Source organism: Devosia equisanguinis (assembly GCF_900631955.1).
Classification (GTDB): Bacteria; Pseudomonadota; Alphaproteobacteria; order Rhizobiales; family Devosiaceae; genus Devosia; species Devosia equisanguinis.
This window is the reverse complement of record NZ_UZWD01000022.1, coordinates 100,985-114,314: the sequence shown is the minus strand read 5'-3', so window position 1 is coordinate 114,314 and position 13,330 is coordinate 100,985. Positions and strand designations below refer to the sequence as shown.

General features: G+C 62.0%; 14 protein-coding genes. 7 read left to right on the top strand and 7 right to left on the bottom strand.

The genetic code is table 11. The annotated features are described in order from the left end of the window. The first annotated feature begins 63 nt into the window (after positions 1-63). From DEVEQU_RS07355 to DEVEQU_RS07335, 5 genes are all read left to right on the top strand, one after another. The gene (locus DEVEQU_RS07355; RefSeq protein ID WP_126149934.1) at positions 64-798 is read left to right on the top strand and encodes a DUF1013 domain-containing protein; all 735 of its coding nucleotides are present in this window, start codon (positions 64-66) and stop codon (positions 796-798) included. Positions 799-964: 166 nt separating this feature from the next. Continuing rightward, on the top strand, positions 965-1,354 hold the full coding sequence (locus DEVEQU_RS07350) for a hypothetical protein (RefSeq protein WP_126149933.1): 390 nt from the start codon (positions 965-967) through the stop codon (positions 1,352-1,354). 112 nt (positions 1,355-1,466) lie between these two features. After that, a complete protein-coding gene (locus tag DEVEQU_RS07345) occupies positions 1,467-1,988 on the top strand; it encodes a copper chaperone PCu(A)C (RefSeq protein WP_126149932.1) in 522 nt (173 codons plus the stop codon). An 11-nt stretch (positions 1,989-1,999) separates the two neighbouring features. Continuing rightward, entirely contained in the window at positions 2,000-2,587 is a 588-nt protein-coding gene (locus DEVEQU_RS07340; RefSeq protein ID WP_126149931.1) for an SCO family protein, read from the top strand. A gap of 197 nt (positions 2,588-2,784) precedes the next feature. Beyond that, positions 2,785-4,134: a putative bifunctional diguanylate cyclase/phosphodiesterase gene (locus tag DEVEQU_RS07335; RefSeq protein WP_164550301.1), complete on the top strand. Its 1,350-nt coding sequence runs from the start codon at positions 2,785-2,787 to the stop codon at positions 4,132-4,134. 7 nt (positions 4,135-4,141) lie between these two features. On the opposite strand, the gene denD is transcribed toward DEVEQU_RS07335, so the two are convergent. The 7 genes from denD to DEVEQU_RS07300 all read right to left on the bottom strand — a co-directional run bounded on the left by denD (position 4,142) and on the right by DEVEQU_RS07300 (position 11,432). After that, complete coding sequence (gene denD, locus DEVEQU_RS07330; RefSeq protein ID WP_126149929.1) at positions 4,142-5,128, bottom strand: D-erythronate dehydrogenase; 987 nt, start codon at positions 5,126-5,128, stop codon at positions 4,142-4,144. A gap of 166 nt (positions 5,129-5,294) precedes the next feature. Beyond that, positions 5,295-6,056 carry a hypothetical protein gene (locus tag DEVEQU_RS07325; protein WP_126149928.1) on the bottom strand — a complete coding sequence of 254 codons (762 nt, stop codon included), beginning with the start codon at positions 6,054-6,056 and terminating at the stop codon, positions 5,295-5,297. 151 nt (positions 6,057-6,207) lie between these two features. Continuing rightward, positions 6,208-7,551: a phosphoglucosamine mutase gene (gene glmM / locus DEVEQU_RS07320; protein ID WP_126149927.1), complete on the bottom strand. Its 1,344-nt coding sequence runs from the start codon at positions 7,549-7,551 to the stop codon at positions 6,208-6,210. Between the two features lie 111 nt (positions 7,552-7,662). Further along, positions 7,663-9,594 carry an ATP-dependent zinc metalloprotease FtsH gene (gene ftsH, locus DEVEQU_RS07315; RefSeq protein ID WP_126149926.1) on the bottom strand — a complete coding sequence of 644 codons (1,932 nt, stop codon included), beginning with the start codon at positions 9,592-9,594 and terminating at the stop codon, positions 7,663-7,665. A gap of 159 nt (positions 9,595-9,753) precedes the next feature. Then, a complete protein-coding gene (locus tag DEVEQU_RS07310) occupies positions 9,754-10,119 on the bottom strand; it encodes a response regulator (protein WP_126149925.1) in 366 nt (121 codons plus the stop codon). Between the two features lie 81 nt (positions 10,120-10,200). After that, positions 10,201-10,890 carry a histidine phosphotransferase ChpT gene (gene chpT, locus DEVEQU_RS07305; RefSeq protein WP_126149924.1) on the bottom strand — a complete coding sequence of 230 codons (690 nt, stop codon included), beginning with the start codon at positions 10,888-10,890 and terminating at the stop codon, positions 10,201-10,203. A gap of 74 nt (positions 10,891-10,964) precedes the next feature. Next, complete coding sequence (locus DEVEQU_RS07300) at positions 10,965-11,432, bottom strand: YHS domain-containing (seleno)protein (RefSeq protein ID WP_126149923.1); 468 nt, start codon at positions 11,430-11,432, stop codon at positions 10,965-10,967. Positions 11,433-11,558: 126 nt separating this feature from the next. On the opposite strand from DEVEQU_RS07300, the gene DEVEQU_RS07295 reads away from it, so the two are divergent. Both DEVEQU_RS07295 and DEVEQU_RS07290 read left to right on the top strand, forming a co-directional pair. Continuing rightward, on the top strand, positions 11,559-12,128 hold the full coding sequence (locus tag DEVEQU_RS07295) for a DUF1134 domain-containing protein (RefSeq protein ID WP_126149922.1): 570 nt from the start codon (positions 11,559-11,561) through the stop codon (positions 12,126-12,128). 175 nt (positions 12,129-12,303) lie between these two features. Continuing rightward, entirely contained in the window at positions 12,304-13,323 is a 1,020-nt protein-coding gene (locus DEVEQU_RS07290) for a hypothetical protein (protein WP_126149921.1), read from the top strand. Positions 13,324-13,330 lie beyond the last annotated feature (7 nt).

Here is a 13,330-nt window from a genome sequence, read left to right as displayed (position 1 = left end):
ATTTGGCCAAGAGGCGGAGCGGTCCGGAGGAAAACCGGCCGCGCCAGCAGGAGAAATTTAACCATGTCCCAGACCCTTCTGATGCCCAAGGCAACCGCCGTCTGGCTGGTGGACAATACGGCCCTGTCGTTCGAACAGATTGCTGCCTTCTGCACGCTGCACCCGCTGGAGGTGCAGGGCATTGCCGATGGTGACGTCGCCAGCGGCATTATGGGTGCCAACCCGATCCAGAACGGTCAGCTGACCAAGGAAGAGATCGAAAAGGCCGAAGGCAATCCGAATTACCGCATGAAGCTGAGCGAGCCGAAGGTGCGCGTGGCTGCCGTCAAGCGCAAGGGGCCGCGCTATACGCCGATTTCGCGCCGCAACGAGCGCCCCAATGCCATCAAGTGGCTGGTGCGCAACCATCCCGAACTCAAGGATGCGCAGATCATGCGGCTGGTGGGCACCACCAAGTCGACCATTGAATCAGTGCGGGAGAATTCGCACTGGAACGCTGCCAATCTCACTGCCATGGACCCGGTGACGCTGGGCCTTTGCAGCCAGATCGATCTCGATCTCGAAGTGAAGCGCGCCAGCAAGGATGCGCCGGCCCAGGCCGAGCTCAATGAAGGCACGACGCTGCTCACCGCCGAAGAAGCGCTGGCACGCGCCGGTGGCCGTGGGCATGAGCACATGTCCGAGGACGGCGGGGATGGCTTCGAGCCTTCGCATGATCGTCGTCAGGAAGATTTCGACGCCGACTCGGTGTTTGCCAAGCTCAAGTCGCTCAAGACCGACGCTGCCGACGAAGAATAGGCCGCGCGTTCGCAGGCAAAGAGATGAAATCCCCGCCTCGTGGCGGGGATTTTTGTTTGCAATGGCGCAAGTCCGTCAGCAGAAATCGCCCTCGGAAGAGTGTCGCGACAATAGGGCCGCTTGAGCGAGAGGCGTTTTCGGACTAGATGCGGGACAGGAGAATGCCATGTCCAGCCGGCCGAGAACGCTGACCAGAGAGTTCGGCACCGCCCTTGCGGTGCTGGCGGTCTATGTTCTGACGCTGCTGGCGCCGCTGCACCAGGCTGCCGGCCTGCAACGCGATCTCGCCGCGCTCGGCTATGAAACCCAAGGTAGCTGGTCGGTCTGCGCACCCCTCGTGGATGACGGTGACGGCAGCCCGCGCGCGCTGGTGCAGGTCAAGTGTCCGGCTTCTGGCGTGGGCAAGAACGAGCTCTTGGCGGTTCTGCCGGCTGCCATTGTCATAGCGCCGCGGCTCGATACAGCCGTCGTGCTGGCGTTTATGGATGCGCCGCACCTCGCTTCGGGCCCCGAAAACCGGGCGGGGCGATCCCGGGCGCCACCCGTTCTCGCCTGATCGACGATCTTCGCGGCCGCTGCAGCCGCTCGTTTTCGACCAACTCCAAGTGTTCTGCGTCCCCGCATCCTAGGGACGCCTTCAGCACATTCGTATCGAACAGGATTGACCCATGCTTACCCGTATTCCCGCTTTTGCTGCCGCTCTGCTTCTGACGCTTGTTCCGATCGCCCCGAGCTTGGCCGAAGACGCCCGGCCGCCTGCAGCGCATCATCATGCGGCCGCCATCACTGTCGGCACGCTCGAGATCGAAAATCCCTTCACCCGCGCGACCCTGCCCAATGCTCCGGTCGGCGGCGGTTTTCTGACCATCACCAATAAGGGAAGCGAGGATGATCGGCTGGTCAGCGTCAGCACCGATATTGCCAAGGAAAGCCAGATCCACGAAATGGCCATGTCGGGCGATGTCATGAAGATGCGCCAGCTTGCCGATGGACTGGTGGTTCCGGCCGGCGAGACCGTCGTCCTCGAGCCGGGTGGTTTCCACCTGATGTTCATGGGCCTTTCTGCGGCCATCGCCGAGGGCGAAGCGGTGCCGGTCACGCTGGTGTTCGAGAAGGCCGGCAGCGTCACCGTCGACTTTGTGGCCGCCGGTAGCGCCGCCACTGCGCCGGCCATGTCGCACACCCACTGAAAGGCCTGATCATGACGCATCTGGCGCATTTGCGCACCGTCCTGTGGACATTGGTGGTGGTCGCGGCCCTCTCCGCCACGGGCCTCTATGTCTACGCCAATACCCGCCCGCAGCCGACCGGTGGGCTCGGCTCAGGCGACTACCAACTAGTCACCGCTTCCGGCACGCCGTTTACGCGCGAAAGCCTCAATGGCAGCCCGTCACTGGTCTTTTTCGGCTTCACCCATTGCCCGGATGTGTGTCCGACGACGCTGGCCGAAATCACAGCCTGGTATGAAGCGCTCGGTGACGAAGCCAAGGATCTGAAGGCCTATTTCGTCACCGTCGACCCGGAGCGCGACACCGCCGAAATCGTCGGCGACTATGTCGCCTGGACCGGCCATGTGACCGGTGTCACGGGCTCGCTTTCCGAGGTGGAGAAGGCGGCCCGCGCCTGGGCGGTCTATTATGAGAAGGTGCCGATCGAGGGGGGTGACTACACCATGGATCACACTGCCTCTGTGTTCCTGCTCGATGCCAAGGGCGACTTCCAGGGCACCATCGCCTATCGCGAAGACGCCAAAGTGGCGCTCGAAAAGCTGCGCAAGCTGCTCGGCTGAGGGAGACGGTCCCGCGCGCTCAGCTTGTCCGCGGGCGCTCATTGACGAAACAGACATGGCCTCCGGCGATCGGCGCCGGGGGCTATCGTCGCTGCTGCGTCGCGATACGTTGTTTTAAGCCTTGTTTGCTTACATAATCCTCCTGATGAGCAGAGCGGATCGTCTATCCGCCGATCGATGCCTGGGATGGATTGCGTGTGACTTTGGGCGGCAGCAGCAAGACGCGAAAAGACGATCCGCAATATTCGGCGCGGTTGAATTTTCTCTACAAGCTGCCGATCCTTGCCGTCGTCTGTCTGGCTTTCATCTGGTCACTGATATTTGCCTGGATGGGCACCTGGCCTCTGGCCCTGGGCCAGTTCTTCCTTGCTCTCGTATGCCTTTATGGCTGGCGCCTTGCCGACAGGGGGCATCTGTCCCCGGCGCTTCTGATGTCGCAGGCCGTGTTCTTTATCATGCTGGTGGTGCTTTGCCTCGTCTATGACGTGCCAAGCGCTGAGGTGCCGCGTGTGTCCCACATTTTCCTGCTCGGCGTCGCTCTGGTCGGCTATATCAACTACAAGCGCCAGCGCTCCAGGCTGCAGTTGGCAATGATCGCGACCAGTCTGGCGACCTTTGTCGTCTTCTCGTCCAGCGCGCATGCTTTGCCCTTCGCGGAGCCTATTCCCGATAGTATTCGGGTCTATGGTGCCTGGATCAACAGCATGATCGCCACCGGTATCCTGGCGACGGGCACCTATGTCTTTCAGGCAGAGGTGCGGCGTGACGATCAGGTGGTGCGGGACCTGGAGGCGGCACTGTGGAGTGGTGATCTCAGGCTCTATTTTCAGCCACAGGTGAGCATTGACGGCACGATCATCGGTGCAGAGGCGCTGTTGCGCTGGCAGCATGCCGAGCGTGGTCTTGTTCCGCCAAACGAGTTCATCCCCATTGCCGAACATGCCGGGCTGATGAGGAAAATCGGCTATTGGGTGCTGCAGCAGGCCTGCCGGACCCTGGCCGATTGGCAGCGACATCCGGAAACCGCCGAACTCACCTTGTCGGTCAATGTCAGCGCCAGCCAGTTCCTGGAGGACGAGTTCGAGCAGTCTGTGCTCAATCTAGTGTCGACCTTCGACATCGATGCGACCAAGCTCAAGATCGAACTGACCGAAAGCGTCATGGTGGCCAATACCGAGCAGGTGGTGGCCAAGATGCATGTGTTGCGCGCCGCCGGCATCGGCATGGCGCTGGACGATTTCGGCACCGGCTACTCATCCCTGGGCTATCTGCGACGCTTGCCGCTCACCCAGCTCAAGATCGACCGCAGCTTCGTTCAGGACGTCACCGAGGGCGAGCGCAACGCGGCGCTGGTGCGCAGCATCATCCAGATCGGTCGCGACCTCGACCTGACTGTCCTGGCCGAGGGGGTTGAAACGCGCGAGCAATTGCAATGGCTCGACGATGGCGGCTGCGACGAATATCAGGGCTACCTCTTCGGCAAACCGATGCCGATAGAAGGATTCGAGGCCGCCCTCAGTGAACAGGTACGCCAGGCGGCCGGCTGAATCCTCCTCAGAATGGTAAGACGCCGTTCAACTCATCCTCGACATGCGCCCTGACGATGTCGTCGAAGCCGATATCGGCGGTAAAGCCGAGTTCGCTGGCACGTCGTGCGTCAAAATTCTGCGGCCAGCCCGCTACCATGCGCGCGATAGTCTCGTCGGGCTGGCGACGAATTAAGGCAGTGGCACGTGGGCCGGCAATGCGCTCAAGCGCGGCGATTTCGTCTGCCACAGTGGCGCTGAGGCCCGGCATGGTCAAGTTGCGGCGCTGGCCCAGAGGGCCCGTGTCGATCTCGGCGGCGTGCAGGAGGAAGCCGATAGCGGCGCGCGGGCTGGCAAACCAGTGCCGCACATTGTCATCGACCGGGAGGATCGCCTCCTGGCCATTGAGCGGTTCGCGCAAAATGCCCGAGAAAAAGCCGGAGGCGGCCTTGTTGGGCTTGCCGGGTCGCACGGTGATGGTGGGCAAGCGAATGCCGACGCCGTCAAGAAAACCGCGGCGCGAATAGTCAGCCAGCAGCAATTCGCAGATCGCTTTTTGGGTGCCGTAGCTCGTCAGAGGGGTGTGGATCTGATCATCCGGAATGGCCGGCGGCAGCGGTTCGCCGAAGACAGCGATGGACGAGGTGAAGACGAGGCGAGGGCAATATGGCTGTTGGCGTCCAGCCCTTCGAATGGCTTCAAGCAAGTGGCGCGTGCCATCGAGATTGATGCGATAGCCCTTGTCGAAATCGGCCTCAGCTTCGCCCGAAACGACGGCGGCCAGGTGAAAGATCAGGTCGGGGTGGTCGGCGAGAAGCGTGTCTGCGGTTCCGGGCTGGGAAAGATCGACTGCCAGCGATTGTTGGGAGACCGGGCCGGCAATTGTGGGCGGTGGCACGATATCGGCAAGCGTCAGGCGGTCGATGGGATGGCCGCCGACATTTTCATTAGCCACCAATGCCGTGGCGAGCTTCTGCCCAATCATGCCCGCAGCGCCGATAATCAGAATATGCATTCGAACCCCCAAATTGCCGTCGGCCATGCGGGAATAAGATGATCATGCTGCGATGGGCAATGTCCAGTGATGGCCAAGGCTTGCAAGCATGCAGAAACAAGATCGGCGCCCCAAGGGAGCGCCGATCCAAAGACTGAGAGGGTGGTGGCGCCTTGCGCCGCCGTCCTTAGTTGAAGCGGTAGCGGAGCGTGCCGCGTACTTCGTGGACCCAGTTGTTGTCGGCCCAGACGTGGTTGGGCACGGCAGCGCTGTTGCTGAGCTGGGCGATGTAGACGCCGCGATAGCCGACATCGGCAACGACGGAGCCGAAATCATAGCCGACGCCGACCATGCCCGCCGCTGCGAAGCTGGTATTGCTGCCCGAGGGAACGACGACGCCAGCTGGAGCGGAAACGTCAACCTGGTTGTAGGCGAGGCCGGCGCCGGCGCCGACATAGCCGAAGGCACCGCCGGCGGCACCATAACCGTACTGACCGCCTTCCAGCGAGAAGTCGTAGTAGACGTTGGCCAGGGCCAGGGTGGAACGCAGGTTGACCGTGTAGTCACCGGCACGGGCACCATAGGCCGGGCCCTTGGTGACCTTGAGGCCATTATTGGCCAGGTAATCGACGGTGGCGTCGAAGCGCAGGCCCGTGCCGGTTTCATAACCGAAGCCGGCGCCGACGCTATAGCCGTAGCCCATGTTGACGAAGGGGAACTGCGTCACCACGAGGCCGCCACAGGGGGCAAGGCACTCATAGGCGTTGGCTTCCTTGCTCCACAGCATGGTGCCGGCGGCGCTGCCGCGCAGATAGAAGGCGCCGGACACGCCATAGTCCACATCGGGAACTTCGATCACCGGCGGATAGAAGGGAAGATCGGCGGCCACCACAGGGCCGGCGAAAGCGGCGGCGCCTGCCGCCATGATCGCAGCGAAAAGCTTGCGCATGATTGGGTCCTTTGATTGCCTCGACACCCTTGGTCTCCGGCAATATGGCCCAGATTTCTTAAATCTAGCTTAACCCTAAGACTTAACCCTAACGGACCAAGATAATCTGTGCGAGATGCACCGATCATTGCCCTGGGGCAAGCAAGTCGGGTCAGGCGACGTCGATGATTGCCGCTTCAACCTGGCGCACGACGGTCTCGACCATCGTGGCGTCGTCGGCTTCGCCCATGATGCGGATCACCGGCTCGGTGCCGGAGGGACGCACCACCATGCGACCGGTGGTCCCCAGCGTTGCCTCGGCGTCGGCGATGGCCTGCCGCACCAGCTTGTGCTCCAACGGCTTGCCGGACTTGAAGCGGACATTGCGCAGCAGTTGCGGCACCTTGTCGAAGCGGGCGCAGATTTCGGAGACCGGCCGGTCCTGCTGCTTGAGCACAGCCAGCAATTGCAGGGCCGCGACCAGGCCGTCGCCGGTGGTGGTGAAATCTGAGAGTATGATGTGGCCGGACTGCTCGCCGCCGACATTGAAGCCCTTGGCACGCATGGCCTCGAGCACATAGCGGTCGCCCACCTGGGTGCGCTCCAGCGTCAATCCCAGGCCTCCCAGATAGCGTTCGAGGCCGAGATTGCTCATGATGGTGGCGACAATACCGCCGCCCTGAAGCATTTCCCGTTCCAGCCAGCTCTGGGCGATTACGGCCATGAACTGGTCGCCGTCGACGACATTGCCCTTTTCGTCGATGATGATCACCCGATCGGCATCGCCATCGAGCGCAATGCCGATATCGGCGCGGACTTCCTTCACCTTGGCGGCAACGGCTTCTGGGGCGGTGGAGCCGACCTTGTGGTTGATGTTGTAGCCGTCGGGCGTGACGCCGATGGTCACGACATCGGCGCCCAGTTCCCACAGCGCCAGCGGGGCGACCTTATAGGCCGCGCCATTGGCACAATCGAGCACGATGCGCAGGCCCGAGAGGTCGACATTCCGCGGCAGTGTGCGCTTGGCATATTCGACATAGCGCGTGCGGGCTTCCTCATCGCGATGGGCGCGGCCGATGCTCATGCCATGGGCGAGAAGCTTGGCGCTGTCGGAATCGATCAGCTGTTCGATCTCGGCTTCAACCTCGTCTGAGAGCTTGTAGCCGTCCGGACGGAAGAACTTGATGCCGTTATCATCATAGGGATTGTGCGAGGCGGAGATCATCACGCCGAGATCGGCGCGCAGCGAGCGGGTGAGCATGGCGACAGCTGGCGTCGGCATCGGCCCGAGAAAGTAGACATCCATGCCCACGGCGGTGAAGCCCGCGCCAAGTGCACTTTCCAGCATATAGCCGGAACGGCGCGTGTCCTTGCCGATAACCACGCGGTTGCGATGTTCGCCGCGAACGAACTTGGTGCCGGCGGCCATGCCGACCTTCATCGCCAGTTCGGGGGTGAGCTTGTCGCCATTGGCGAGCCCGCGAATGCCGTCGGTGCCGAAATATTTCCTGGCCATGATTCGTCCCCGCAAAAGGTCTGCTTGCGCTAATACCACTTTGGGGCGGAATAGCGGAGATGGCGGCAAAGAGAAAGGGCCACCGTGAGGTGACCCTTAATGTGTGATGCGTCAGCTTTCCGGCTGGGGTTCCATGCCGGGCTCGGGCGGGGCATCGGGACGCTTCTTGCCCGCCTTGCCCGCAGAGGGGACGCCGGTCGCCTTGGGCGATGCCGGGCCGTTGTCGTCAGGACGCACGGGCTGCTTGCCATCCATCAGGGCGCGCAATTCGTCGCCGGTCAGCGTCTCGTATTCGAGCAGGGCCTGGGCGATCGCCTCCCACTGGTCGTGGTAGGTGGTCAGGATATCGCGGGCCGAGGCTTCGCCATCCTCGATCAGCTTGCGCACTTCCTGGTCGATGATGCGCGCGGTGTCGTCGCTCATATTGGTCGACTGCGTCACCGAGTGACCAAGGAACACTTCCTGGTCGTTGCTCTTGTAGCGGACGCGGCCGAGCTTTTCGCTCATACCCCATTCCATCACCATGGAGCGGGCGAGACTCGTGGCCATCTGGATATCGCCAGAGGCACCCGAAGTGACCTTTTCCGGACCGAACTTGATGATCTCGGCTTCGCGGCCACCGAACAGCATGGTGAGACGGGCCAGGGCCTTCTCGCGGCTGAACGAATAGCTGTCCGTCTCGGGCAGGGTCATCACCATGCCCAAGGCGCGGCCGCGCGGGATGATGGTGGCCTTGTGGATCGGATCGATGCCGGCAACCTTGAGCGCGATGATGGCGTGACCGGCTTCGTGATAGGCGGTCAGCTTCTTCTCGTCGTCGGTCATGGCCATGGTGCGGCGCTCTGCGCCCATCATGATCTTGTCCTTGGCGTCTTCGAACTCCTGGTGGGTGACGAAGCGCTTATTGCGCCGCGCCGCCATCAGGGCCGCTTCGTTGACGAGGTTCATCAGGTCGGCGCCGGAGAAACCGGGGGTACCACGGGCCAGAACCTTGAGATCGACGTCGGGCGCAAGCGGAACCTTGCGGACGTGAACCTTGAGCACCTTTTCGCGGCCGGCCACGTCCGGGTTCGGAACGACGACCTGGCGGTCGAAACGGCCGGGACGCAGCAGAGCGGGATCAAGCACGTCGGGACGGTTGGTCGCGGCGATCAGAATGATGCCTTCATTGGCTTCAAAGCCATCCATCTCAACCAGAAGCTGGTTGAGCGTCTGCTCGCGTTCGTCGTTACCGCCGCCGAGACCGGCACCACGCTGGCGACCGACGGCGTCGATTTCGTCGATGAAGATGATACAGGGCGCGTTCTTTTTGGCCTGCTCGAACATGTCGCGGACGCGGGACGCGCCGACACCGACGAACATTTCCACAAAGTCAGAACCGGAAATGGTGAAGAAGGGCACATTGGCTTCGCCGGCGACCGAACGGGCGAGCAGCGTCTTACCGGTACCCGGAGGGCCGACCAGCAGCACGCCACGCGGAATACGACCGCCTAAGCGCTGGAACTTGCCGGGATCGCGCAAGAACTCGACGATTTCCTCAAGGTCCTGCTTGGCCTCATCGACGCCGGCGACGTCCTCGAAGGTTACCTTGCCCTGAGTTTCCGTCAGCAGCTTGGCGCGCGACTTGCCGAAGCCCATGGCGCCGCCACGACCGCCGCCCTGCATCTGGCGGATGAAGAAGAACCACACGCCGATGATGACGAGGAAGGGTAGCCAGCTGGAGAGCAGGATGGACCAGAACGGGCTCGATTCGGGGGCGCGCGCCGTGATGTTCACATTGCGGTCTTCGAGCTTGGTTATGACGTCGGCGCCATCGGGAATAATGGTCTCGAAACGGCTGCCGTCATTGAGCACGCCGGAGACGACATTATTAGTAATAGTCACGTTGGAGACGCGGCCCGATTCAATATCGGTCACGAACTGGCTGTAACTCTTGTCTGCGACCGAAACGGAGCGCGTGGACGACTGGAAGACCTGGAACAGGCCCATCAGCATAAAGAGAATAACCAGCCAGATGGCAAAGTTGCGGAAATTTCCGTTCATCAATCCTGTCCCGGAGGGGCCGACACGCCATGCGGCGGCATTTGGGGCGAATGTAAGTCCCCTAATGGGGCGTTACAAGGGCAAGACCTCTAGCGTTCCGGCCTTGCCGTCCAGTCATATTGTCGCGACGGGTTAATGAGCGGTCATGCCGCTGCAGCGTCACGCAGCCTGGGCGACGTCGAACTTGGACTCAAGAATAGTGCGGTCGAAAGGCTTGAGCATATAGTCGTCGGCCCCGGCCCGGAGCGCCATGGCAATGGCGCCGACATCGTTCTCTGTGGTGCAGTAAATGACGCGCGGTTTCTCGCCGCCAATATAGGTGCGCAGCAGCTTGATAAATTCGAGGCCGCTCATGATCGGCATGTTCCAGTCGAGCAGAATGGCATCGGGCATGGCCTGACGACATTTGTCGATCGCTTCCTGACCGTCTTCGGCCTCGTCGACGACATAGTCCAGATCTTCCAGAAGGCGGCGCGCCACTTTGCGCACCACGCTGGAATCATCGACGATCAGGCAGCTCCGCATGAGCATTGGTCCGGGAACAGTGTGCACAATGCCCGCAATTATGGAGGCGAAGTGGTTGGTGAATAGTTAGCGTTGCCGCAACTACTCTGCCGCTTCCTCAGTCTTTTCTGCCGGTTTCGGGGTGGCGGTGAAGAAGAACTGGTCATTCTCGATGCCGATGGCGATCTCCATGTCGGTCATGCGGGCGAGAACGCCGGTATAGAAGGGCTGGATACCGCGCGCGTCGACGAAGCCTTCATCGGGGATGCCGGAGAGAAGCCCGGCCGAGCCGGACGGGATCAGCGTCTTCTGGCGTTTTTCGGGATCGCTCTTGGAGGTGAACTCGAACTTTTCCTCGCCGGCAGGTCCGGTGATCGAGGCCGTAACCTGGCCGCCGCGCGGCACCGAACCAGCCGCGATCAGCAGCATGTTCATGAACAGCTTGGCCTTGTGCTTGGGCAAAAGGATGAGCGGCACATTCCATTCGAGGTCGGCCTTTTCGATCTCGAACAGGATGCGCGCGACGCGCTCGCATTCGCGCGTGTCGATATCGGTGCCTGACGTCGAGGAGGCGCCATAAGCGAGGCGGGCGAATTCCAGCTTCGCGCGGCTCTGCTTGGCGGCGCTGGCGATCAGGTCGCGTGCGCCTTCGGCCATTTCAGTCTGGCCCGGGTCGGTCAGAACTTCAAGACCATTGCCGATGGCGCCGATGGGATTGATGAGGTCATGGCAAACCCGTGAGCAGAGCATCGCAGCCAGATCGGTTGCCTTGAGCTCGATGATTTCGGCCATGGTGGTTCTCTCCGTGCGGCCGCCGGTCGGCGGGGAATCAATTAGGGGACAATAGAGTGCGAACCCGGTGCCTACTACCGGGTCGTCAGCGTTTTGGACAGCGCCTGCCAGTTCTCTTCACCGCGCAGCGCCGCGGCGTCGGGCGAAAGCAGGAAGGCCTCGCGGTTGGAGGCGGAGTAGAACAGGAACAGCCGCTGTTTATAGACAGTGTAGATGGACGGGTTGGCTTCCGAGAGAAAGCCGCGCGCCATGCTCATGGCGCCATAGCCACCATATTGGGGCGAGTAAAGCTCAGGATTGCGCTTGAAAATTTCCATATTGGCGGCACTGGCGAAGAGCCAGGGCACGCCCTTCCATTTCAATTCGAGCTCAGGCCTGCCGGCCAGGGGGCCCGGCTCGGTAAAATAGGATACCGGGTCCATGCCGCCGATGGCGTAGCCGGTCAGCGGATCGGTGACGATGATTGAAACCACTGACTGGGCCTGTGCCGCAGTAATCATGGCCGGAACTGGCCCGAACAGCGGCAGAAGCAAGGCGATCATGGTTAAGATTTGTTTAGAGGTTTGCGTCATGATCCGCCCAATGATCGGCTCGCCGGCCCGTCGACTCTGACGCATAGTCGTTAAGAGCCTCGTAACCGCTGGCCGCTTCGCCACGGGAGACCTGCCATGCTCAAGCGCCTTGTCCAGACCGCGACCCTGCTGCTCGCCCTGTTGCTGCCTGCAGCGCCCGTTTTTGCCCAAGGGTCGCTCAGCGACAGCTATTCGGGTGACGAACTTGTCGAAAGTGGCCGTGAGTTCTTCGGCTCCGCGGCGCAAGGCCTGGCCTCGCTGGTCGAGCGGGCGGTGGGTCAGTTCGGCCAGCCCAATGGCTATATTCTGGGCGAAGAAGCCGGCGGGGCGCTGATCGTGGGCGCCAAGTATGGCGAGGGCACGCTCTATACCCGCAATGCCGGGCAGTACTCGATCTATTGGCAGGGACCGAGCATCGGTTTCGACATCGGTGGCGATGGCTCCAAGGTCATGATGCTGGTCTATAACCTTTCGGCCATCCAGGACGTGCTCGGGCGATTCCCCGGCGTCGATGGGTCTGCCTATATCGTGGGTGGGCTCGGCATGACCGTGACCAAGCGCGGTCCGGTGGTCGTGGTTCCCATCCGTTCCGGTGTGGGAGCGCGGTTGGGGATCAATGTGGGCTACCTCAATTTTACCAACCAGCCGACCTGGAATCCCTTCTGACGCAATTGTGTCCAGGTCGCAGAGGCGACAAACCGCAGTCCAAGGCGTGACGGCGCCGGCCAAAGCCATTAGGGTTAATCCTTGCCCCAGATGGCAGATGGCCGGCTTTGCTGTCACATAGGCCCATAATGGCCTTGCCCGTCCCGTAGTGCCGCCCGCGTCGGAGACTTGCTCGATGCTGATCGAGAACATGATGTATTTCGCGCTGGGCCTGCTGGTGGCGGGGCTGGTGGCGCTCGTCATCCTGCCGGCAGTGTGGAAGCGCGCAGTGCGTCTGACCAAGCGCCGCATCGAGGCCGCCACGCCCATTACCATGGCCGAATTCCGTGCGGACAAGGATCAGTTGCGTGCCGAATTTGCGCTCTCGACCCGTCGGCTGGAGATGAATGTCGAGACGCTGCGCAAGCGCCTGGCCGAGCAATTAGGCGATGTGAACCAGAAGCGCACCGATCTTGGTGCGCTCAAGGCCGAACGCGAACAGCATCTTTCGGTGGTAAACGAGCTCGAAGAGCGCGAGGCCGAATTGCGGGCCCGCGTGGCACAGCTCGAAAAGGAAAGCACCGATCTGGCGCAGCGCCTGCGGATGCGCGATCGCGATCTCGAAACCCGCGACGGCGAAATCGCAGCGCTTCGGCAGTCGCTTGGCGCCGAAGGTCGCCCAGTGGGCGGCGCGGCGCCAACTGGGCGCGATGATGCACAATCCGTCCCGGCCACAAAGAGTCAGCGCCCGGAGGATGACGCCGAGGATCTGGTCGATGCCGAGGCGCGCTTTGCCAGCGCCGAAAGCCGGCTCAATGCACTCTTGGCCGAAACCAGCCAGGCAATGGACCCCAGCGATGGGCGCCCCGAGCAATTGCTGGCCGACAAATTGTCTATGGAAGACGAGCTCGACAGTCTGCGTCGCCAGGTGGGGGATGTCGAACGCTCGATCATGGCCGACTGGCAAAGCGAGCGAGTGGACGAAGGGCATTTGCGGAACAGGCTCAATGACATCGCCGCCAGCGTCAGTCGCCTGGTCTATGCGGTGGACAATGAGCAGCGCTCCAACGCGCTGCCGGAAGAAAGCCTCTTTGATCGAGTGCAGCGCTTTGCCGAGGATGGGGAAAGCGAGGACATGTTGCCGACCCCGAGCGGGGCACAGCGGGGATCGGTTTCGGACCGGCTGGCCGCGCTCCGGGAAATCCAGGGACGCTGAAACGTCC